Raw genomic sequence first — 20666 nt, 5'->3', positions numbered from 1 at the left:
GCGCGCCCGCCAATGCGTGCCCGGCGGCCGCATCGGCGACGATGCGTCCCCGCCACGCCGACAGGACGAAGGAGACACCGCCATGCGCCGCCCCGATCCCCTGGAGGCGCGTGCCCGCGAGCTGGCCACCCTGGCCGGACTCGACCCCGACAGCCGCGTCGCGCGGCCCGGCGAGCCGGAAGGCGGCCGCGGCTGGCCCGCCTGGTGCGGCTTCCGCGCCGCCGCGCGCGCCGAGAGCCAGGCCGCGCTCGCCGCCGGCGTGGTGCTGCCCGAGGGGCAGGCGCCGGCATACCGCGATTCGCCGCTGGCCGTGTTCGGCGAGCACGACCCGGCGACCGTCGCGCAGATGCGCAACTGCATGGGCGTGGGCAACGCCGTCGCCGGCGTGATCTGCGCCGACGGTCATCTGGGCTACGCGCAGCCGGTCGGCGGCGTCATCGCCTACGAGGGGCAGATCAGCATCTCCGGCGTGGGATTCGACATCGGCTGCGGCAACCTCGCGGCGCGCCTCGACACGCCCTACGCGGCGATCCGCGAGCGCGTGCCGGCGATCCTGGAGGATGTGCGGCGCGTCATCTCCTTCGGCATCGGCCGCGCCAACGCCGAGCGCGTCGAGCACCCGATCTTCGACGACCGCGACGCGTGGCGCGAGGCGGACCGGCTGACCTACCGCGAGAAGGCGATGGCGCAGCTCGGCACCGTCGGCAGCGGCAACCACTACGTGGACCTGCTGCGCGACGAGGCCGGCTTCGTCTGGATCGGCGTCCACTTCGGCAGCCGCGGCCTCGGCCATGGCAGCGCCACGCACTATCTGGGGCTGGCCGGCGGCCGGGTGGGCATGCACGTGCCGCCCGCCGTGGTGGACGCGGAGAGCGAGCTGGGCCGCCGCTACATCGCGGCGATGCAGCTCGCCGGCCGCTACGCCCAGGCCGGGCGCGAGTGGGTGGTGGAGCGCGTGCGCCGGATCATCGGCGGCGCGGTGACGGATTCCGTCCACAACCACCACAACTACGCCTGGAAGGAGACGCATGGCGGCCGCGACCTCTGGGTGGTGCGCAAGGGCGCGACGCCGGCCTTCCCCGGCCAGCGTGGCTTCGTCGGCGGCTCGATGGGCGACGACGCGGTGATCCTGGAGGGCGTGGAGAGCCCGGAATCGGCGGCGTCGCTCTACTCCACGGTGCACGGCGCCGGCCGCGTCTTCGGCCGCAGGGAGGCGAAGCGCCGCTTCACGCGCGCGGCGATGGACGCCTGGCTGCGGGAGCGCGGCGTGCTGCTGGCGGGCGGCGACCTGGACGAGAGCCCGATGGCCTATCGCCGCCTGCCCGAGGTGCTGGCGCACCACGCCGGCACGGTGAAGGTGCTGCACACGCTGCGGCCCTTCGCCGTGGCGATGGCGGGCGAAGGGGAATTCGACCCGTTCAAGGACTGAGCGGGAAATACGGGGAAGGCGCTGCCTTCCCCGGACCCCATCCGGCAGGAGGGCGAGGCCCTCCTGCACCTCTATCCGTTTTCAGGCCCGTGTGTCGGAACCGCCCGAGTGCCTTTCCGAACGGGATTTCCAAAGGGGCTTCGCCCTTTGGTGGGAGGGGTGCGGGGAGGGCAACGCCCTCCCTGCCGGGGCGCAGCCCCGTTCCCGCGCAGCGGGAAACCCGCCCTCAATGCACCATCCGCTCCGCCGCCGCATAGGCGATCCGCTGCGCCGGCGGCACCGGATGCCGCCCCGCCACGCGCGCCAGCAGCAGCCGCACCGCGTCCGCATCGCCCGCCCGCATGGCCGCGTCGAGGAAGAGCTGTTCCAGCACGTCCTGCTGGGCGTGGCTGCCGCCCATGCCGTGCATCGCGCCGAGCACGGGCCGCATCGCCGCCACCGCCCCGGCGAAGTCGCCCCGCCCGTGACGCAGCGCCGCCTCGGCCACCGCGATGCCGGACTCGCGCAGCACCAGCCCCGCCGTGCCGCCAGCCGGCGAGGCCGCCGCCGCCCGCATCGCGTCCAGCAGCCGTTCCCCCGCCGCCTCGCGCCCGGCGGCGGCCAGCGCCAGGGCACCATGGACCAGGGTGAAGGGCGAGAGGCAGTCGCCGATCCGCGCCTCGGCGTGGTCGGCCAGCTCCGCCCAGCGCGCCCCGGCCGGCACGCCGCGCAGGCCGAGGCGGAACAGGATCGAGATCGCGTTCTGCAGGTCCATGTAGAAGTCCGGCGCCGCCGCCGTGAGCGGTGCCGCGAGGTCGCGGAAGCGGCGGTCGTAGAGATCGAGCACGCGGTCGAATTCCCGCCGCTCCAGGTGGAACATCGCCCGGTGCCACCAGAGATGGTGGAGCAGGTTGTTGCCGCCCTCCCAGTGCGTCTCCAGCCCGTCGAGGAAGCCGATCCCCTCCTCCCGCCGCCCCTGCATCTCCATCACATGCGCCACGGCATGGGCGGCCCAGAGATTGCCCGGATCGAGCGCCAGCGCCGCCCGCCCGTGCGCCTCGGCGGCGGCGTGATCGCCGCATTCCTCGTGGGCGAAGGCGCGGCAGGCCAGCACGCCGCCCCAGCCCGGCACCGCGGCCGACCAGCCCGGCGCCACGCGCCCGGCGCCCGCCAGCATCCGGTCCGGCCGGCCGCGCCAGAAGGCGTGGAAATGGTGCAGGCGGAAGGCCAGCAGGTCGCGCGGGTGCGCGGCCAGCACCTCGTCCCAGAGGTCGAGCGCCCGGTCGTTCTCCCCCGCCACGAGCGCCGCCAGCGCCGCCACATGCGCCCGCTCGCGCGCCGTGGCGCCGGGCGCGAGGCGCTCGGCCGATGCCAGCGCGGCGCGCGCCGCCGGCAGCCGGCCGGCATGGAAGGCGGTGAGCGCCAGGCAGCCGCGCAGCACGTGCCCGAGGCAGAATTCCGGATCGCCGGCCAGCACCGCCTCCAGCCGTCGCGGCAGGTCGGCGCGGTAGCGGAGGAAGCCGTCCATCGCGTGGTCGAAGGCCTGCACCGCCGCCGCGTCGGCGGTGACGTCGTTGCCCTGGGCATCCCTCGGCATGGGCCTCTCCGCATCCGGTGGCGCCGAGGATAGGACGGATCGCCGGTGGCCGGGTACGCCGCCCGGCGCGCGCCGGGCCGGATTTCCTTCGCCCGGGAAATGCGCGAGGCTGGGCGGAGGCGGGCGCCTCGACGCGCCCGGCACACAGGGAGGAACCGGGCATGCGCAACCCCATGGCGATGATGGGCCGGACGGTGATCGTCACCGGCGCCGGCCAGGGCATCGGCCTCGCCATCACGCGACTCGCCCTCGACCTCGGCGCCAACGTGGCGCTGGTCGAGCGCAACCGCGACACGCTGGCGACGGCGGCCGAGGCGCTGGACCGCGACCGCGTGCTGACCCTGGAGGGCGACGTCGCGGACGAGGAATTCGCCCGCGATTCCGTCCGCCGCACGGTGGAGCGGTTCGGCGCGGTGAACGGGCTGGTCAACAACGCCGGCATCACCCGCCCGGCGATGATCGAGAAGATGAGCCGTGCCGAGTGGGACGCGGTGATCTCGGTGAACCTGACCGGCTGCTACCTGATGCTCCAGGCGGTGGGCCGGCACATGGTGGCGCGCGGGCGCGAGGGCATCGTGGAGCCGCGCGCCATCGTCAACATCACCTCCGTCGCCGGCAAGCGCGGCAGCATCGGGCAGGTGAACTACGCCGCCGCCAAGGCCGGGCTGTTCGGCATGACCATGACCGCCGCGCGCGAGTGGGGGAAGTACGGCGTGCGGGTGAACAGCGTCGGCTTCGGCACGGTCGAGACGGCGATGACCGAGACGATCCGCGGCGAGAAGTTCCGCGACAAGTACCTCTCCACCATCCCGCTCGGCCGCTTCAGCACGCCCGACGAGGTGGCGCAGCCGATCTGCTTCCTGCTCTCCGAGGGCGCCTCCTACATCACGGCGCAGAACTGGGTGGTGGATGGCGGGGTGCACCTGCAACCCTGAGCGGCCCGGCGGACGCGGCGCGGGGCAGCAGCCCCGCCGCCGGCCGGAAGGCCACGTGCCGGTGCCCGGCGGCGGGTTCCCACCCGCGGCGAACTGCCATAGCATACCGCACAACGGCCGCCGGCACGCCGAGCGGTCCCAGGAAACGGGAACGTCCATGCCGATCACCGCGGTCGAAACCTCGGTGGTGTCGCTGCCCTACGACATGGGCGGCCCGCACCCGCGCTTCGCCGGTCAGCTCTGGGACCGGATGGAGACGCTGCTCGTCCGCGTCGAGACCTCGGATGGCCTGGTCGGCTGGGGCGAGGCCTTCGGCCACGCCGCCATCCCCGCCACCCGTGCCGCGCTGGAGGGCATCGTCGCGCCGCTCGTGCTCGGCGCCGATCCGGGCGACATCGAGGGGCTCGGCCGCCGCGTCGCCCATGCCACCCACCTGCTCGGCCGCAACGGGCCGCACACCTATGCCTGGTCGGGCGTCGAGATCGCGCTGTGGGACCTGCTCGGCAAGCGCGCCGGCCTGCCGGTCTGGCGGCTGCTGGGCGGTGCCGAGCCGCCGCCGCTGCCCGCCTATGCCAGCCTGCTGCACTACTACGACGACCTCGACCTCGTCGCCCGCAACACCGAGGCCGCCTGGAAGGCCGGCTACCGCGCCGTCAAGCTGCACGAGACGACGCGCGACGCGGTGCTGACGGCGCGCACCGTGGCGCCCGAGGCGTCGCTGATGCTCGACGTGAACTGCGCCTGGACGCCGCCCGTGGCGCGCGACATGGCGGCGTCGCTGGCCGGCGACCGGCTGTTCTGGCTGGAGGAGCCGGTCTTTCCGCCCGAGGACACGGCGGGCCTCGCCGGCGTGCGCGCGCGCGGCGTGCCGATCGCGGCGGGCGAGAACACCGCCGGGCTGTTCGGCTTCAAGGCGCTGATCGAGGCGGGCGCGATCGACTACGCCCAGCCCAGCGTCACCAAGGTCGGCGGCATCGCCGAGATGGTGCGGGTGATCCGGCTCTGCCAGGCGCACGGCGTCACGGTGGTGCCGCACAGCCCGTATTTCGGCCCCGGCTTCGTCGCCACGCTGCACGTCGCCGCCGCGCTGCTGGAGCGGCCGATGATCGAGCTGCTCTGGCTGGAGATGGAGCCGAGCCCGTTCGATCCCTGGATACGCGCCCGCGACGGGCACTTCGCCGTGCCGCGCGCCCCCGGCCTCGGCTGCGACCCCGATCCCGGCCTGCTCGCCCGCACGCGGCGCGGCGAGCCCGTCCGCATCGAACGGCGCTGACGCCATGCAGGCCGCCCGCCCATGAAGGTTGTCCGCCCATGAAGGTTGCCCGCATCGAGACGCGCCCGGTGGTCGTGCCGCTCGACCAGCCGATCGGCAGCGCCCTCGGCGAGATCGCCCGCTTCGGCTGCGTGCTGGTCACGGTGCATACCGATTCCGGCATCACCGGCGAGAACCTCGTCTTCACCCTCAACGACCGCCGCACGAAGGTGCTGCGGCAGATGGTGGACGAGCTGGCGGAGCTGGCGGTGGGCCGCGACGCCGGCCACATCGCGAATTTCTGGGCCCGCGCCTGGAAGGACATCAACTTCCTCGGCCACAAGGGCGTCACCGTCGCCGGCATCTCGGCGATCGACGGGGCGCTGTGGGACGCGCTGGGGAAGTCGCTCGGCCAGCCGCTGTACCGGCTGCTCGGCGGCGCGCAGGACCGGGTGCCGGCCTATCACAGCGGCGGGCTGTGGCTGTCGCGCTCCGTGCCGGAGCTGGTGGAGGAGGCGCAGGGCTTCGTCGCGCAGGGCTTCCGCGCCATCAAGATGCGCCTCGGCTCGCCCGACCCCGCCACCGACATCGCCCGCGTGCGCGCCGTGCGCATGGCGATCGGGCCCGGCATCCGCCTGATGGCCGACGCCAACCAGGGCCAGACCGAAGCCCAGGCGATCCGCCTCGGCCGGAGGCTGGAGGAGTTCAACCTCACCTGGTTCGAGGAGCCGCTGCCCGCCTGGGACCTCGACGGCCTCGCCCGCGTCGCAGCCGCGCTCGACACGCCGATCGCCAGCGGCGAGACGGAGTACACGCGCTACGGCTTCCGCCGCATGCTGGAGCTGCGCTCGGCCGACATCCTGATGCCCGACCTGCAACGCGTGGGCGGCGTGACGGAGTTCATGCGCGTCGGCCACATGGCCGAGGCGCACGACGTCCCGGTCTCCAGCCACCTGTTCCCGGAGACCAGCCTGCAGGTGCTGGGCGCGCTCTCCAACGCGACCTTCCTCGAATACATGCCGTGGTTCTCGCGCCTCTACAACGAGGCGCTGGAATTCGCCGACGGCCACGCGCTGGTGCCGGAGCGCCCCGGCTGGGGCTTCACCTTCGACCGGGACTACGTGGCGCATCTCGAACGCTGAACGCATGCCCGCCAGGGCGGGCGAAGAAACGACAGGGAGTACGGCCATGCAGATCACCCGCCGCGGGCTTGGCCTGGGTGTCGCCGGGGGCGCCGCGGCCCTCGGCCTCGCGCGCCCCGCCATCGCGCAGAACGAGCCGATCCGCTTCGGCTGGCTCGCCTCGATGACCGGACCCAGCTCGGCGCCCGCCATCGGCTTCGACCGCGGCGTGCGCTTCGCGGCGGAGGCGATCAACGCCGCCGGCGGCGTCAAGGGCCGCCGCTTCGAGGTCATCACCCGCGACAGCCAGGGCGAGCCGACCAAGGCGGTGAACGCGACGCAGGAGCTGATCTCGCAGTCGCGCGTCCATGCCATCTGGGGCCCGACCAATTCCGGCGAATCCCTCGCCGTCACCGCGATCATGGCGCGCGCCAAGATGCCCAACATCCACCCCTGCGTGGTGGACAGCCTGATCGACCCGAACCGCTACCCCAACGCCTTCCGCGTCGCCCCCTCCAACGGCCAGTGGGACGACGCGGTGCGCCGCTACGCGACCGACGTGCTGAAGGCGCGCAAGGTGGCGGTGTTCGGCGACAACACCGGCTACGGCGTCACCGCCGCCAAGGCATCCTCCGACGCCTTCAAGCGCGAGAACGTGGAGGTGGTGCAGCTCTCCAACATCGACGCGACGCAGCCCGACATGACGCCGGACATGCTGCGCGCCCGCAACGCCGGGGCGCAGGCGATCGTGGTCTGGACCGTCTCCACCGGCATGCTGGCGCGCATGCTCAACACCCGCGCGCAGATGGGCTGGGACGTGCCCTTCGTCGGCCACCCCGCCCTTTCCGCCGGCGACATCGGCGGGCTGCTGGAGAAGCCGGAGAACTGGCGCAACGTCTTCTGCGTCGGCTACCGCTCCTGCTCCTACGATTCCACGGGCAAGCTGCCGGCGCGCAGCCAAGAGCTGGTGGACCGGCTCCAGGGCAAGGTGAACCTCAACGATTCGCTACTCTGGTGGGTGGCCTGCGGCGTCGATGCGGTGAACCTCGTCGCCAAGGCGGTGGAGGCGACCGGCTCGACCGCCTCGGAGGCGATCATCGGCCACTGGAACTCCCTGCGGAAATTCCCCGGCTACTACGGCGAGTACAGCTTCACGCCGACGCAGCACAACGGCTATCCGGGCGAGGACGTGGTGATGTCGGCCGCCAACACCGGCCGCAACGGCGCCTTCGCCCTCGCCCCGGGCTACGGCTGAGCGGCGGCGCGGCGCAGGAGCCCCCGGCCCATGCTCGCCTCGATCCTGGCCTCGGGCCTGGCGATGGGCGCGATCTACGCGCTCATCGGCATCACCTACAACACCATGTTCGCGACCTCGCGGGTGATGAGCTTCACCGCCGGGCAGCTCGGCATGCTGGGCGGCGTGCTCGGCTCGCTGTTCATGCTGCGCTGGGGGCTGCCGCCGGTGCTGGCGCTGCCGCTGACGCTGGCCGCCGCCGCGCTGTTCGGCGTGGTGACGGAGTTCGTGGCGGTGCGGCCGGTGCTCAAGAGCCTGGAGCAGCACCTCTACGTGCTCTCCACCCTCGCCGTCGCGCTGCTGGTGCAGCAGGTGGTGGCGATCGAGTGGAGCACGGAGCCGCAGCCCTTCCCGCGCCTGCTCGGCATCGGCTCGGGCGTCTGGGACGAGAAGTACTGGCTGCCGGTCGCCGCCTGCGCCGCGACGGTGCTCGGCCTCGAATACCTCTACCGCCGCACCCTGGTCGGGCGCGCCTTCGTGGCCGTGGCGGAGGACAATTACGCGGCGCGCGCCCTCGGCCTGCCGGAGCGCAACCTGCGCATCGCCTCCTACGCGCTGGCCGGCGCCGTCGGCGCGCTGGCCGGCTTCGCGGGCGGGCAGCTCCTGCTCGCCTTCGTCGCCAACGGGCCGCTGCTGAACTTCTACGGCTTCATCCCGGTGGCCCTCGGCGGCCTCGGCAACAACCGCGGCGCCGTGATCGGCGGCCTGGCGCTCGGCCTGTTCCAGCAGGCGGCGAACTTCCTGGCCGGCGGCATCTTCGCCTCGGTCGCCGTGTTCTCGCTGTTCATCGTGGTGCTGCTGGCCGCCCCCCAGGGCCTGTTCGGCGCGCCCGCCGCGCGGAGGGTGTGATGCCGACCGTCGCCGAAGCCCTCACGCCCGCCGCCGCGCCCGCGCGGCCTTCCGTGCTGCCGTCGCTGCTGCCCTTCCTCGGCATCCTCGGCCTCGCCGCCCTGCTGCCGCTCAGCGGCAACGAGTACTGGGCGATGATCGGCACCCGCGCCGCGATCTACTGGGTGCTGGTCTCGGGGCTCAACCTCGTGGTCGGCTATGCCGGCCAACTCGCCATCGGCTGGGTGGCGCTGCTGGCGCTCGGCGCCTACACGGCGAGCGTGCTCGCCGCGGGCAATCTCGGCGGCGCGCCCTGGCCGGCCTTCCTCGCCACCGCCGCCGCCGGGCTGGTCGGCGCCGCCGCGGGCGTGGTGGTCGGCTCGCCGGCGCTGCGGCTGCGCACCTTCTACTTCGCCATGACCACGCTCGGCTTCGCCACCATCGTGACGCAGGTGGCGCTGGCCTGGCAGGACGTGACCGGCGGCGGCATCGGCCTGCCCGGCCCCGCCTTCCCCGCGCCCTTCGACACGGCCTGGGGCTTCTACTACCTCTGCCTCGGCCTCGCCGCCCTCTGCACCTGGATGGCCGGCAACGCCGCGCGCAGCCGCTTCGGCCGCGCCCTGGTCGCGGTGCGCGACGCCGAGGTGGCGGCGGAGGCGAACGGCATCTCCAAGCCCCGCCTGCTCGTCACCGTCTTCGTCTTCGCCGGCGCCACGGCGGGCGTCGCGGGCTCGCTCTTCGCCGGGCTGCAGACCTACATCACGCCCGAGGCGTTCAGCTTCGACCTCTCGCTGCTGTTCTTCATCTCGATCCTGATCGGCGGCCGCGGCTCCATCCTCGGCCCGCTGCTCGGCACCGTGATCCTGACGCTGCTGCCCGAGATCGCGGCGCCGCTCGCCGCCTGGTCCACCGCGCTCTACGCCGCGCTGCTGCTGCTGATCGTGCTGGCGATCCCGGGCGGCATCGCGGCGCTGCTCGACTTCCGCAACCGCCGGCCGCTGGAGAGCAACCGCGCCATCGCGACGCGGCCCGCCCTGCTCGGCGCGCTGCTGCCGGAGGAGCGGCGGCGCGGCGAGGGGCTGGCGCTGCGCGGCATCGTGCTCGCCTTCGGCGGCGTGCGCGCCATCGACGGGCTCGACATCGACGTGCACCCGGGCGAGGTGCACGGGCTGATCGGGCCGAACGGCAGCGGCAAGACCACCACGCTCAACGTCATCTCCGGCTACTACCGCCCGCAGCAGGGCACGCTGGCGCTCGGCGGCGCGCCGCTGCCGGCCGGCGCGCCGACGCTGCGCGCCGCCCACGGCATCGCCCGCACCTTCCAGACGCCGCGCGTGGTGGGCGAGGAATCGGTGCTGGACAACGTGATGCTCGGCGGCACGGTGGAGGGGCGCGCCGGCTTCGCCGAGGCGCTGCTCGCCCTGCCGCGGCAGCGGCGCGAGGAGCGGGCGATGCGCGAGCGGGCGCTGGCGGCGCTGCGCGTGGTCGGCCTCGAATCGCTCGCCGAGGCGCGCGCCGACCGGCTTCAGCACAGCGAGCTGCGCTTCGTCGAGATCGCCCGCGCCCTGGCGCTGCGCCCCGCCTTCCTGCTGCTGGACGAGCCGGCGGCGGGGCTCTCCACCGAGGAGATCCGCCGCCTCGGCGCGCTGATCAGGGCGATCGCGCGCCAGGGCACGGCGGTGCTGCTGGTGGAGCACCATGCCGACCTGATCTTCGACATCTGCGACCGCGTCACCGTGCTCAACCTCGGCCGCGTGCTGGCCGCCGGCACCCCGGCCGAGATCCGCAGCCACAAGGAGGTGGTCAGTGCCTATCTCGGCGGCTGAAGCCCCGTCCGGCGCGAGCCTGCTCGACGTCGCCGGCCTGGAGGCCGGCTACGGCAAGATCCGGGTGCTGCACGGCATCGAGCTGCGCATCGGGGCGGGCGAGGTGGTGTCGCTGCTCGGCCCCAACGGCGCGGGCAAGACGACGCTGCTGCGCGCCGTCTCCGGCCTGCTGCCCTGGACCGGCGGCGAGGCGCGCCTGGACGGCGCCTCCCTGCGCGGCCTCAACCCGCGCGAGGTGGCGCGGCGCGGCCTCGTGCACGTGATCGAGGGGCACCGCGTCTTCACCCAGCTTTCCGTCGCCGAGAACCTGCTGCTCGCCGGCTACGACCTGCCGCGCGGCGAGCGCGTCGCGCGCATCGAGGAGGCGCTGGCCTACTTCCCCGAGATCGCGGCCAAGCGGCACGACCGCGGCGGCGCGCTGAGCGGCGGGCAGGCGCAGATGCTGACCATCGCGCAGGGGCTGGTGCGCCGCCCGCGCCTGCTGATGCTGGACGAGCCCTCGGCCGGCCTCTCGCCCGTGCTGGTGGACCGGGTGCTGGCGGTGATCGCGCAGCTTCGCGCGCGCGGCACCTCGGTGCTGCTGGTCGAGCAGCTCATCGAGAAGGCGCTCGCCGCCTCGGACCGGGTGTACGCGCTGGCGCAGGGCCGCATCGTGCTGGAGGCGACGACCGACGAGGCGGACCTGCCGCACCGGCTGGAGCGCGCCTATTTCGGCCAGGACGTGCCGACGCCGCTGCACGCCTGACGGGCATCCACCGGAGGCCGGCACCGGGAGGCGGAGGGCGCAGGCCGGCCGGGAGCGCGAGAGGGGGACACGGCCCATCCGGTGCTTTGCCCCGGCCCGCCGCCGTGCCAGCGTGCCGGCGGCCCCGGACCCCCGCATGAAGCTCCCGCTCCTTCTCCTGCCCCTCGCCTTCGCCGTCGCGGTGCTGCTCGGCGCCGACACGCTCGGCCCCGGCGACCTCCTCGCCCTCGCCACCGATCCCGCCGCGCCGCTCTCGCGACTCGTCTGGGCGTGGCGCGTGCCGCGCGTGCTGGCGGCGGCCTGCGTCGGCGCGCTGCTCGGCCTCGGCGGGGCGCTGTTCCAGGGCGTGTTCCGCAACCCGCTGGCCGAGCCCTACCTGCTCGGCGGCGCCGGCGGCGCGGCGGTCGGCGCCACGCTCGGCCTGCTGGCGCCGCTGCCGCTGCCCGCCCCGCTCGCCCTGCCGCTGCTCGCCTTCGCCGGCGCCTGGGGCGCCACGGGGCTGGTGCTGCTGCTCGCCCGCGCCGCCGGGCTGGTGGCGGTGCCCGGCCTGCTGCTGGCCGGCGTCGCGGTCGCCGCCGTGCTGGGCGCCGCCCGTTCCTTCCTGATGCTGGCCCTCTCCGACGAGACGGTGAGCCTCCAGGCGGTGCTGTCCTGGACCCTCGGCGGGGTGCAGACGCCGTCCTGGCCGGAGCTGGGCGGCCTCGCCCTCCTGGTGCTGCTGGCGCTGGCCGCGGCACTGCCGCTGGCGCGGGGTCTGGACCTGCTCGGGCTCGGCGAGGACATGGCGGCGAGCCTCGGCCTGCCGGTGGCGCGCTTCGTGCGGCTCGCCGTGCTGGCCGGCGCCTTCGTGGTGGCGGCCTCCGTGGTCTGGGGCGGGCTGGTCGGCTTCATCGGGCTGATGGCGCCGCACCTCGCGCGCTGGCGGCTGGGGCCCGCGCATGCGCGGGTGATCCCGGCCGCCGCCGCGATCGGCGCCTCGCTCGCCATGCTGGCCGATGGCGTGGCCCGGGCGGCGCTGCCGCCGGCCGAGATCCCGCTCGGCCTCGTCACCGCGCTGGTGGGCGGTCCGTTCTTCCTGCTGGTGCTGGCGCGCGAGGCACGCCGTTGAGCGCGTTGCTGGCGGCGGAATCCGTCACCGTGCGGCGCGGCGGGCGCGCCCTGGTCGAGGCGGCGTCGCTGTCGCTCCGGGCCGGCGAGGTGCTGGCGCTGGTCGGCCCGAACGGCGCCGGCAAGAGCACGCTGCTGCGCACCCTGGCCGGGCTGGAGACCCCCGCCTCCGGCACGGTGCGGCTGGAGGGGCGCCCGCTCGCCGGGTGGCCGGTCCCGGCGCGGGTGCGGCGCATCGGCTACCTGCCGCAGAGCTTCACGCCGCACTGGGACCTCACCGCACGGGCGCTGATCGGCCTCGGCGCCGGGCGCGGGGCCGTGCTGCCCTGGGGCGGCACGGCCTCAGGCCCGGCCGACGCGCCAGACGGCGGCATCGACGCGCTGGCGGCCGGCTTCGACCTCGCGGACCGGCTGGACCGGCCCTGGTCCACCCTGTCCGGCGGCGAGCGGGGCCGGGCGCTGCTCGCCGCCGTGCTGGCCACCGAGCCGCCCGTGCTGCTGGCCGACGAGCCGGCGGCGGCACTCGACATCGCGCAGCAGCTCCGCCTGATGCGGCGCCTGCGGGCACGCGCCGACGCGGGCCGCGGCGCCGCCATCGTGGTGCTGCACGACCTCAACCTCGCCGCCCGCTGGTGCGACCGGGTGGCGGTGCTGCGGGCGGGGCGCTTGGTGCTCGACGGCGAATCCGGTCCGGTGCTGCGCGACCCGGCGCTGGACGCCGCCTTCGGCGTGCGCTTCCGCCGCACCGCGGAAGCGGGCCGGGTCATGCTGTGGCCGGAGGAAGGCTGAGCGGGCCGGACAGCCTGCCGGCCGTCCGCCTCCTTTCCCGCCCCCCGCCACCACGGCGGTGCACCGGGACGGCAGGCGCGCGACCTGGGGCCGGCGGATGCCTGCCCGGTCCGCCGCTCAATCCGCGCGTCAGCTGCGGCCGAACAGCCGCTCGAACTCGGCCCGTCCGAAGCGCAGGAAGGTCGGGCGGCCATGCGAGCAGGTGGCGGCGCGCGGCGTGGCCTCCATGGCGCGCAGCAGCGCGTCCATCTCCGCCGGCACCAGTCGCCGCCCGGCGCGGATCGAGCCGTGGCAGGCCAGGCGCGCCACCGCCGCGTCCAGGCGCCGGTCCAGCGCCGTCGCCTCCTCCCATTCGGCGATCTCGTCGGCCATGTCGCGCAGGATCGGCGCCGGGTCGGGGTTGCCGAGCAGCGCCGGCACGGCGCGCACCAGCACCGCGCCGGGACCGAAGCCCTCGATCTCCAGCCCGAGCCGCACCAGGTCGTCGGCGCGGGCGAGCAGGCGGCCGGCATCGGCCGCACCCATCTCCACCACGGCGGGCAGCAGCAGCGGCTGCGTCCGTACCCCGCCTTCCACGAGTTGCGCGCGCAGCCGCTCATGCGTCAGGCGCTCATGCGCCGCGTGCTGGTCCACCAGCACCAGCGCGCCGTCCGGCGCCTCGGCCAGCAGGTAGGTGTCGAAGAGCTGCGCCAGGGGGCGGCCCAGGGGATGATCGGATGAAGGGTCGGCGGCGGGCGCCGGCGTGCCGTCAGGCGGCCCGACCGTGGCCACGGCGTCGGGGCCGGCGCCGTCCGCTGGCCACGGCTTCGCGACCGGCGGCGGCGCGACGGGCAGCGGGCGACGCGCGAAGCCGAGCGGCAGGCGGGACTGCACCGCCGGCGCGGCGAAGCCCGACGCGGTCTCGGCGAAGCCGGGAGGCGAGGCCGGGCCGCCCGGCATGGCGGGCGGCGGCCAGGCGGCGGCCATTCCCGAATCCGCCCGGGCCGCCCCCGTCCCGCCGGAAGGCTCGTTGCCCGCCCCCGACCCGCCCGCCGCCAGACGCCATTCCCCGTCGGCCGACACCAGCACCGCCGGTCCGCCGCCGACCACGCCTCCCACCGCCGCGGACCCCGCCTCGCCCGCCCGGCCGCCGGCAGGGGCCGCCCCCGGCAGGGTCGCCCCCGCCCCCACCGCCAGCGCCCGGCGCAGCGCCGCGATCAGCGCGCCGCGCACCGCCCCGGAATCGCGGAAGCGCAGCTCGGTCTTCATCGGGTGGACGTTGACGTCCACCGCCTCCGGCGGCAGCGACAGGAACAGCGCCGCCACCGGGTGCCGGCCGGCCGCGATCAGGTCGCGATAGGCGACGCGCAGCGCCGCGCGCAGCAGCGGGTCGCGCACCGGGCGGCGGTTGACCACGAGGTGCTGCTCGGCCGCCGTGGCGCGCGTATGGGCGGGCAGCGCCGCGAGCCCCTCCAGCCGCACCGCGCCGCCCTCGGCCAGAACCGGCACGGCATGCGCGGCGAAGGCCGGGCCGAGCAGGTCGTGCAGCCGCCCGGCGCGGTCGGAAGCGGCCAGCGCCAGCACCTCGCGCCCGTCGCTCTCGACGCGGAACGCGACCTCGGGCCAGGCCAGGGCGAGGCGGCGGACCGCCTCCACCGCGTGGTCGGCCTCGGTGCGCGGCTGGCGGAGGAATTTCCGTCGCGCCGGGGTGGCGAAGAACAGGTCCCGCACCTCGACGCGCGTGCCGGGCGCGCCGGCGGCCGGGCGCACCGCGTCGCGCCGGCCGCCCTCCACGGCGATGGCGTGGGCCTCGCCGGAATCCCCGCCGCCGAACTCCGCGCTGCCGAAATCCGCGTCGCCGGCCTCCCTGCCGCCCCCCTCCCCCGCCGCCATGCCGGCGGCCGGGTTGGGGCGCGAGGTGATGGTCAGCCGCGCCACGGCGCCGATCGAGGGCAGCGCCTCGCCCCGGAAGCCGAGGGTGGCGATGCGGAACAGCGCCGCCTCCTCCGGCAGCTTGGAGGTGGCATGGCGCTCGACGCAGAGGGCGAGGTCCTCGGCGCCCATGCCGATGCCGTCATCCTCGACCAGGATGCGGCCGATGCCGCCTTCCTCCAGCGTGACGGCGATTCGGCGCGCCCCGGCATCCAGGGCGTTCTCCACCAGCTCCTTCACCGCCGCCGCCGGGCGCTCCACCACCTCGCCGGCGGCGATGCGGTTGGCGGTGGTCTCGGGCAGCAGGCGGATGGCGGCGGCGGCGCGGGGCAGCGGGATGGAGTCCGGCAGGTGGTTCGACAGATGCTTCACCGGGCGAGTTGATGGGCATGCACGGGCGGCGGCGCAAGCGGCGCGGCGGCCCGGGCGGACTGCGCCGCGGAAGGCCCGCGCTCCCGGCGGCCCGCAGCCCGGGAAGCGCGCGTCAGGGTGCCATCGGTCACGGCGCCGGGCTGCGGCCGCCGGCACGCTGCTCCCGGCTTCGGGAGACGGGCATGGCGGACCTCGCGCGCGACGCACTCGGTTTCCTCGCCTGTGGGCTGGAGCGGATCGCCGTCGGGCGGACAGGCCCGGCGGCGTGAATCCGCGCCGGGAACAACGAGCGACGGCGAACCGCAGTCCCGACCGGACCGCGGTTCGCTGTGGTGCTCCGCACCTTCGCGACGCGTTCGATGCGCTGCCTGCGCCTCGTCGCCATGGGCAGCAACCTCAGCTTCATCGCCTATGCCTGGACGATGCGGCTCTGGCCGATCCTGCTGCCGCACGCGATCCTGCTGCCGCTGAACGCCTGCCGCCTCCGGCAGATCGAGGCGGCGCGGCGCGCCGGTCGGGAGCCCGCCTGACAGCCTGTTTGAGCGGCCGGCCGGCGCGGCATCAGTCGCCGTTGCCCTGCAGACGGAGAATCTCCTCCAGCAGCCCCGTCGTCGAGCTGTCGTGCGCGCCCGGCGTCGGCCCGTGCACCAGCTCGGGCAGGATCGCGCCGGCGAGCTGCTTGCCCAGCTCCACGCCCCACTGGTCGAAGGCGTTGATGCCCCAGACCGCGCCCTGCACGAACACCTTGTGCTCGTAGAGCGCGATGAGCTGGCCGAGCGTCCCCGGATCGAGATGCGGCAGCAGGATGGTGTTGCTCGGACGGTCGCCCGGGCAGACACGGTGCGGCAGCAGGCGCGCGACCTCGGTCTGCGCCAGCCCCTCGGCCCGCATCTCCGCCTCGATCTCGTCGGCGGTGCGGCCGCGCATCAGCGCCTCGGCCTGCGCCAGCCCGTTGGCCAGCAGCTTGCGGTGGCTGTCGGGGTGGCCGTGGTCGGGGTTGGCGATCAGCACGAAGTCCACCGGCACCGGCGTGGTGCCCTGGTGGACGAGCTGCATGAAGGAATGCTGCGCGTTGGTGCCGGGCTCGCCGAACACCACCGGGCCGGTCTCGTGCGCGGCCGGCGCGCCGGTCAGCGTCACGCGCTTGCCGAGCGATTCCATCTCCAATTGCTGCAGATGCGCCGGGAAGCGCGCCAGGCGCTCGTCGTAGGGCAGCACGCAGAGGGTCGGGTAGCCGAGCAGGTTGTGGTTCCAGATGCCGACCAGCCCCAGCAGCACCGGCAGGTTCTGGTCCGGCGGCGCGGTCAGGAAATGCTCGTCCATCCGCCGCGCGCCGGCGAGGAGCTGCGCGAAGCCGTCCCAGCCGATGGCGAGGGCGGTGGAGAGGCCGATCGAGGACCAGAGCGAATAGCGCCCGCCCACCCAGTCGCGGAAGCCGAAGACCTGGCCGTCCGGGATGCCGAAGGCGGCGGTGGCCTGGAGGTTGGTCGAGAGCGCCACGAAGTGACGGCCCACCTTGTCGGCGCCGACCGCGCCCGCCACCCAGTCGCGCAGCAGCGCGGCGTTGGTCATCGTCTCCTGCGTGGTGAAGGTCTTGGAGGCGACCAGCACCAGCGTGCGCGCGGCGTCGAGATGCGGCCGCAGCGCCTCCCACGCATGCCCGTCCACGTTGGAGAGGTAGTGCGCCCGCATCGGGCTGTGCGCCGTGCGCAGCGCCCGCGTCACCATGGCCGGGCCGAGGTCGGAGCCGCCGATGCCGATGTTGACCACGTCGGTGAAGGTGAGGCCGGTGCCGCCGCGCAGCGTGCCGTCGTGCACGGCGCGGGTGAAGTCGCGCATCCGGTCGAGCACGGCATGCACCTCGGCCGTCGCGTCCTCGCGCGGCTCCCCCGGGCCGGTCTTGAACACGGCGTCGCGCGGGGCGCGCAGCGCCATGTGCAGCACGGCGCGGCGCTCGGTGACGTTGATCGGCAGGCCGGTCGCCATGGCGTCGCGCCGCCCCTCCACGTCGGCGGCGCGCGCCAGGTCGAGCAGCGCGGCGAGCACGCCCTCCGTGATCGCGGTCTTGGAGTAGTCGAGCAGGATGTCGCCGGCCCGGGCGGAGAAGCGCGTGAAGCGGTCCGGCGCGGCGGCGAAGAGCGGGCGGATGCTTCCCGGCGCCGAGCCGTCCGGGCGCGGCGCCTGCGCCAGCACGTCGAGCGCCGCCCAGGCCTCGGCCAGCGCGTCCGGCTGCGATTCGTCCATGCCTCTCTACCTCCTGCGGCGACCCGGCAGGGGAGCGCCCGGCCCCCGGCTTGCCGGCGGAGACTCGCCGGAACGGCGCCGGTTGTGAAGCCGGCCCCGCGCGCCGCCCGCCCGGCCGGCCTTCAGATCCCCTCCGGCTGCCCGGCGACCACCACGGAGAGCGCGTCCGGCTTCAGCAGGCGCGCCGCCACGGCGCGCGCCTTGTCCAGCGTCACCGCCTCCAGCCGCGCGCTGCGGCCGGAGAGCCATTCCGGGTCGCGCCCGTTGCGCCGCTGCGCCAGCAGGGTCGCGGCGATCGGCCGCGTCTCGGCCAGCTGCAGCGGCAGCGAGCCGGTGAGGTAGGCGACGGCGTCGGCCAATTCGTCGGCGTTCGGCCCCTCCTTCGCCATGCGCGCCCATTCCTCGCGCGTCACCGAAAGGGTCTCGCCGACGCGCGGGTTGGCGGTCGCCACCTGCCCCACCAGCAGGGCGCGGCCGTAGAGCACCTGCATGCCGGCGCCGATGCCGTAGGCGAGGCCGCGCTGCACCCGCACCGCCTGCATCAGCCGCGAGGCGAAGCCGCCGCCGGCCAGCACGCGCATCACCACCTGCGCCGCCTCCCAGTCCGGGTCGTCCACCGCGATCCCCTCCTGGCCGAAGATCACGGTGGATTGCGGCGCCGGCACCTGGATCACCTCCGGGCCGAAGCGGCGCAGCGGCGGCAGGGGCGGCGTCTCCGGCGGGGCGCCGGCGGGCAGGCCGTCGAACAGCGCGGGCAGCAGCGCGGCGAGGGCCCTGGCGTCGATGGCGCCCGCCGCGGCCACCAGCAGCCCGCCGCGCCGGACCTGGCGCGACAGCGCCTCGCGGATCTGATCGACCGAGAGCGCCGCGATGTCCTCCGCCGTGCCGCCGACCGGCCGGCCGGCGGGATGGCCGGGGAAGCCCTCGGCCCAGAAGGCGCGCGCCGCCTGGCCGGAAGGCGTCTCCAGCGACTGCCTCGCCCCGGCCATGGCGCGTGCCCGCACCCGCGCCACCGCCTCCGCGTCGAAGCGCGGCGCGGTCATGGCGAGGCGGGCGAGCCGCACCGCCTCGGGCAGCGCCGGCGAGAGGGCGCGGAAGGAACCGTCGAAGCCGTCGCGGTCGCAGGAGAAGGAGAGCGCGATCGCCTCGTCGCGCAGCGCGTCGGCGAAGGCGGTGGCGCCGAGGTCGCCCGCCCCCTCGGTCAGCAGCGCGGCGCCGAGCCGGGTGGCGCCGACCGCCACCCTGCCGTCCGCGAGCGGCGGATCCAGCGGCGAGCCGCCGGGCCAGCCCCAGGCCAGCGAGACGACGGGCACCGAGTGGTCCTCGAACAGCCAGGCGCTGATGCCGCCGGCCTCGACGACCTGGATCGGGAAGCGGAAGGGCGCGCTCATATGGGCTGCCCGGCGCGGGCGGCGGCGAGGCCGGGGGCGCGTTCGGGCGGTGCCGCCGCCCCCTCGGGCAGCAGCCAGCCGGAGGCGTCCTGCGCGTGGCCGAACACGGCGCGGGCGGCGGCGGTGACCTGCCCGGCGGTGACGGCGCGCAGCCGGGCGGGCCAGTGCTCCACCGCCTCGATCGGCAGGCCGCTGGCCAGCGCGTCGCCGATCATGCGCGGCGCGGCGCCGAGGCTGTCGAGCGCCAGCAGCGCGCCGGCGGTGAGCTGGCGGATGCCGCGCGCCACCTCGGCCTCGGTCACGCCGTCCTGCAGCACGCGGTCCACCGTGGCGGCCATCTCCTGCTCCAGCCTGGCCGGCGGGGTGTCGCGCTGCGGCGTGGCGTAGAGGCCGAACTCGCCCGCCCCCACCACGTCGGAATCGTAGCTGGCGCCGGCCGCGACCACGAGGCCGGTCTCGACCAGGGCGCGGTGCAGCCGGCTGCCCTGGCCGCCGCCCAGCACCTTGGCCAGCACCTCCAGCGGGTAGGCGTGCTCGCTGCCCAGCGTGCCGCCGCCGGGCATGGGCCCGGGGGTTGGCAGGGTCGCGGTGAGGCTCGGCGCCATCCAGGAGCGGATATGCGCGGCCTCCCGCACGCCGGGATCGTGGCGGACGAGGCGCGCGGGCGGCGCGTCGGCCGGGCGCAGCACCGGGGCGGCGCGGTCGCGGCGGCCGAGGGAAGCACCCTCGGGGCGGGCCGGCACGGCGCCGTACTCGGCCTCGACGATGCGGCGCAGCTCGCCCTCGCGCACGTCGCCCGCGATCGCCAGCACCGCGTTGGCCGGCGCGTACCAGCGCGCGTGGAAGGCCAGGAGGTCGTCGCGGGTGATGGCGCGGATCTCGTCCTCCCAGCCGATCACCGGGCGGCCGTGCCAGTGCTGCGGGCCCCAGAGCGCCGCGTCGAAGGCCTCGCGGAAGCGGGCGCGCGGGTTGCTGTCGGTGCGCAGCCGGCGCTCCTCCAGCACGACGAGGCGCTCGGGCTCCACCGTCTCGGGCGGGATCAGCGGGGCGGCCATGCGGTCCGCCTCCATCGAGGCGACGAGCTGCAGCCGCGAGGCCTCGACGTGCTGGTGGTAGGCGGTGACGTCGCGGCTGGTGAAGGCGTTGTCGTTGCCGCCCTCGCGCGCCACGGCGAGCGAGAAGGCGCCGGTGGCGACGCGGCGCGAGCCCTTGAACATCATGTGCTCGAGGAAGTGGGCGGTGCCGGAGCGGCCGGGCGGGTCCTCGCCGGCGCCGGCGCCGTAGAACAGGTACTGCGCCACCACCGGGGCGCGCCGGCTCTCCACGAAGGCGACGCGCAGCCCGTTCGGGAGCTGCCAGAGCTGGGCGCCGAACAGCGGCTGGTCCGGCATGGCCTCCGCCGCGCTCGCCGCCCTCGGCTCCGCCGCGCCGTTCGGCAGCCCGGTGGCGGCGGCGGCGGCGCCGAGGGTGGCGGTGCGGAGGGTCTCGCGGCGGGTCAGTCTGGGCATGCCGTCAGGATGGGGGCGTTGTGCCCGGCAGGGAAGCGCGACGTTGGGGTGGCGGCTACCGGCGGCACGTATGGCCGGGCCGTCGTGGCGTTCCGGGGCGCGGCGTTCCGGGGCGCGGCGTTCCGGGGCACGGCGTTCCGGGGCATGGCGTTCCGGGGCGCGGCGTTCCGGGGCGCGGCGACGGATCGGCGGGCCGGATCGGCGGCAAGGTCGCGTTGGGGGTTGCGAGGGGCGGGACAAGGGGCTAGGAAGCGCCCGCCCCGCCGGTTGCGCCGCTCGCGCCCCCGGCCGGGCCGACTGGACTCGCGTCGCGGCGCCCCGGGCTTTCCCGTGGCGCC

At 75.5% G+C, this 20666-nt stretch carries 16 protein-coding genes; 11 read left to right on the top strand and 5 right to left on the bottom strand.

The annotated features are described in order from the left end of the window. Window positions 1–82 precede the first annotated feature (82 nt). On the top strand, window positions 83–1429 hold the full coding sequence (locus tag M0638_RS07345) for an RtcB family protein (protein WP_248666315.1): 1347 nt from the start codon (window positions 83–85) through the stop codon (window positions 1427–1429). A 226-nt stretch (window positions 1430–1655) separates the two neighbouring features. On the opposite strand, the gene M0638_RS07340 is transcribed toward M0638_RS07345, so the two are convergent. Continuing rightward, complete coding sequence (locus M0638_RS07340; protein WP_248666314.1) at window positions 1656–3005, bottom strand: hypothetical protein; 1350 nt, start codon at window positions 3003–3005, stop codon at window positions 1656–1658. A gap of 161 nt (window positions 3006–3166) precedes the next feature. Here M0638_RS07340 and M0638_RS07335 point away from each other — a divergent pair, with 161 nt between their 5' ends. The 9 genes from M0638_RS07335 (at window position 3167) to M0638_RS07295 (ending at window position 12902) form a co-directional block, all read left to right on the top strand. Beyond that, the gene (locus M0638_RS07335; RefSeq protein WP_248666313.1) at window positions 3167–3940 is read left to right on the top strand and encodes an SDR family NAD(P)-dependent oxidoreductase; all 774 of its coding nucleotides are present in this window, start codon (window positions 3167–3169) and stop codon (window positions 3938–3940) included. A gap of 157 nt (window positions 3941–4097) precedes the next feature. Beyond that, entirely contained in the window at window positions 4098–5213 is a 1116-nt protein-coding gene (locus M0638_RS07330; RefSeq protein WP_248666312.1) for a mandelate racemase/muconate lactonizing enzyme family protein, read from the top strand. 38 nt (window positions 5214–5251) lie between these two features. Further along, complete coding sequence (locus M0638_RS07325) at window positions 5252–6334, top strand: mandelate racemase/muconate lactonizing enzyme family protein (protein WP_248666311.1); 1083 nt, start codon at window positions 5252–5254, stop codon at window positions 6332–6334. A 46-nt stretch (window positions 6335–6380) separates the two neighbouring features. Continuing rightward, entirely contained in the window at window positions 6381–7568 is a 1188-nt protein-coding gene (locus M0638_RS07320; protein ID WP_248666310.1) for an ABC transporter substrate-binding protein, read from the top strand. Between the two features lie 30 nt (window positions 7569–7598). Further along, on the top strand, window positions 7599–8456 hold the full coding sequence (locus tag M0638_RS07315; protein WP_248666309.1) for a branched-chain amino acid ABC transporter permease: 858 nt from the start codon (window positions 7599–7601) through the stop codon (window positions 8454–8456). Then, window positions 8456–10261, top strand: coding sequence for a branched-chain amino acid ABC transporter ATP-binding protein/permease (locus M0638_RS07310; RefSeq protein WP_248666308.1), 1806 nt, complete (start codon window positions 8456–8458; stop codon window positions 10259–10261). The genes M0638_RS07315 and M0638_RS07310 overlap by 1 nt, the downstream gene beginning before the upstream one ends. Continuing rightward, the gene (locus tag M0638_RS07305; RefSeq protein WP_248666307.1) at window positions 10242–11006 is read left to right on the top strand and encodes an ABC transporter ATP-binding protein; all 765 of its coding nucleotides are present in this window, start codon (window positions 10242–10244) and stop codon (window positions 11004–11006) included. Before M0638_RS07310 ends, M0638_RS07305 begins: the two co-directional genes overlap by 20 nt. A 136-nt stretch (window positions 11007–11142) precedes the next feature. Then, window positions 11143–12114, top strand: a complete 972-nt coding sequence (locus tag M0638_RS07300; RefSeq protein WP_248666306.1) for a FecCD family ABC transporter permease — start codon at window positions 11143–11145, stop codon at window positions 12112–12114. Next, window positions 12111–12902, top strand: a complete 792-nt coding sequence (locus tag M0638_RS07295) for an ABC transporter ATP-binding protein (RefSeq protein WP_248666305.1) — start codon at window positions 12111–12113, stop codon at window positions 12900–12902. The genes M0638_RS07300 and M0638_RS07295 overlap by 4 nt, the downstream gene beginning before the upstream one ends. A 129-nt stretch (window positions 12903–13031) precedes the next feature. Here M0638_RS07295 and mutL read toward each other — a convergent pair whose 3' ends face one another. Then, window positions 13032–15185, bottom strand: coding sequence for a DNA mismatch repair endonuclease MutL (gene mutL, locus M0638_RS07290; RefSeq protein WP_248666304.1), 2154 nt, complete (start codon window positions 15183–15185; stop codon window positions 13032–13034). 332 nt (window positions 15186–15517) lie between these two features. Here mutL and M0638_RS07285 point away from each other — a divergent pair, with 332 nt between their 5' ends. Further along, window positions 15518–15715, top strand: a complete 198-nt coding sequence (locus M0638_RS07285) for a hypothetical protein (protein ID WP_248666303.1) — start codon at window positions 15518–15520, stop codon at window positions 15713–15715. Between the two features lie 31 nt (window positions 15716–15746). Here M0638_RS07285 and pgi read toward each other — a convergent pair whose 3' ends face one another. The 3 genes from pgi to M0638_RS07270 all read right to left on the bottom strand — a co-directional run bounded on the left by pgi (window position 15747) and on the right by M0638_RS07270 (window position 20328). Then, window positions 15747–17429: a glucose-6-phosphate isomerase gene (gene pgi, locus M0638_RS07280; protein ID WP_248666302.1), complete on the bottom strand. Its 1683-nt coding sequence runs from the start codon at window positions 17427–17429 to the stop codon at window positions 15747–15749. 122 nt (window positions 17430–17551) lie between these two features. After that, complete coding sequence (locus tag M0638_RS07275; protein WP_248666301.1) at window positions 17552–18820, bottom strand: M16 family metallopeptidase; 1269 nt, start codon at window positions 18818–18820, stop codon at window positions 17552–17554. Then, complete coding sequence (locus tag M0638_RS07270; protein WP_248666300.1) at window positions 18817–20328, bottom strand: M16 family metallopeptidase; 1512 nt, start codon at window positions 20326–20328, stop codon at window positions 18817–18819. Before M0638_RS07270 ends, M0638_RS07275 begins: the two co-directional genes overlap by 4 nt. Between the last annotated feature and the right edge of the window lie 338 nt (window positions 20329–20666).

It is taken from the genome of Roseomonas acroporae (assembly GCF_023223525.1).
Taxonomy (GTDB): Bacteria; Pseudomonadota; Alphaproteobacteria; order Acetobacterales; family Acetobacteraceae; genus Roseomonas_E; species Roseomonas_E acroporae.
The sequence above is the reverse complement of the archived record's forward strand: the minus strand, read 5'-3'. Positions and strand labels throughout refer to the sequence as shown.

Bases quoted from the DNA above. Each gene is read 5' to 3' on its own strand.
- M0638_RS07330 (WP_248666312.1), top strand. From the start codon at position 4,098: ATGCCGATCACCGCGGTCGAAACCTCGGTGGTGTCGCTGCCCTACGAC.
- M0638_RS07335 (WP_248666313.1), top strand. From the start codon at position 3,167: ATGCGCAACCCCATGGCGATGATGGGCCGGACGGTGATCGTCACCGGC.
- M0638_RS07300 (WP_248666306.1), top strand. From the start codon at position 11,143: ATGAAGCTCCCGCTCCTTCTCCTGCCCCTCGCCTTCGCCGTCGCGGTG.
- M0638_RS07345 (WP_248666315.1), top strand. From the start codon at position 83: ATGCGCCGCCCCGATCCCCTGGAGGCGCGTGCCCGCGAGCTGGCCACC.
- M0638_RS07275 (WP_248666301.1), bottom strand. From the start codon at position 18,820: ATGAGCGCGCCCTTCCGCTTCCCGATCCAGGTCGTCGAGGCCGGCGGC.
- M0638_RS07310 (WP_248666308.1), top strand. From the start codon at position 8,456: ATGCCGACCGTCGCCGAAGCCCTCACGCCCGCCGCCGCGCCCGCGCGG.
- M0638_RS07320 (WP_248666310.1), top strand. From the start codon at position 6,381: ATGCAGATCACCCGCCGCGGGCTTGGCCTGGGTGTCGCCGGGGGCGCC.
- M0638_RS07315 (WP_248666309.1), top strand. From the start codon at position 7,599: ATGCTCGCCTCGATCCTGGCCTCGGGCCTGGCGATGGGCGCGATCTAC.
- M0638_RS07270 (WP_248666300.1), bottom strand. From the start codon at position 20,328: ATGCCCAGACTGACCCGCCGCGAGACCCTCCGCACCGCCACCCTCGGC.
- pgi (WP_248666302.1), bottom strand. From the start codon at position 17,429: ATGGACGAATCGCAGCCGGACGCGCTGGCCGAGGCCTGGGCGGCGCTC.
- M0638_RS07340 (WP_248666314.1), bottom strand. From the start codon at position 3,005: ATGCCGAGGGATGCCCAGGGCAACGACGTCACCGCCGACGCGGCGGCG.
- M0638_RS07325 (WP_248666311.1), top strand. From the start codon at position 5,252: ATGAAGGTTGCCCGCATCGAGACGCGCCCGGTGGTCGTGCCGCTCGAC.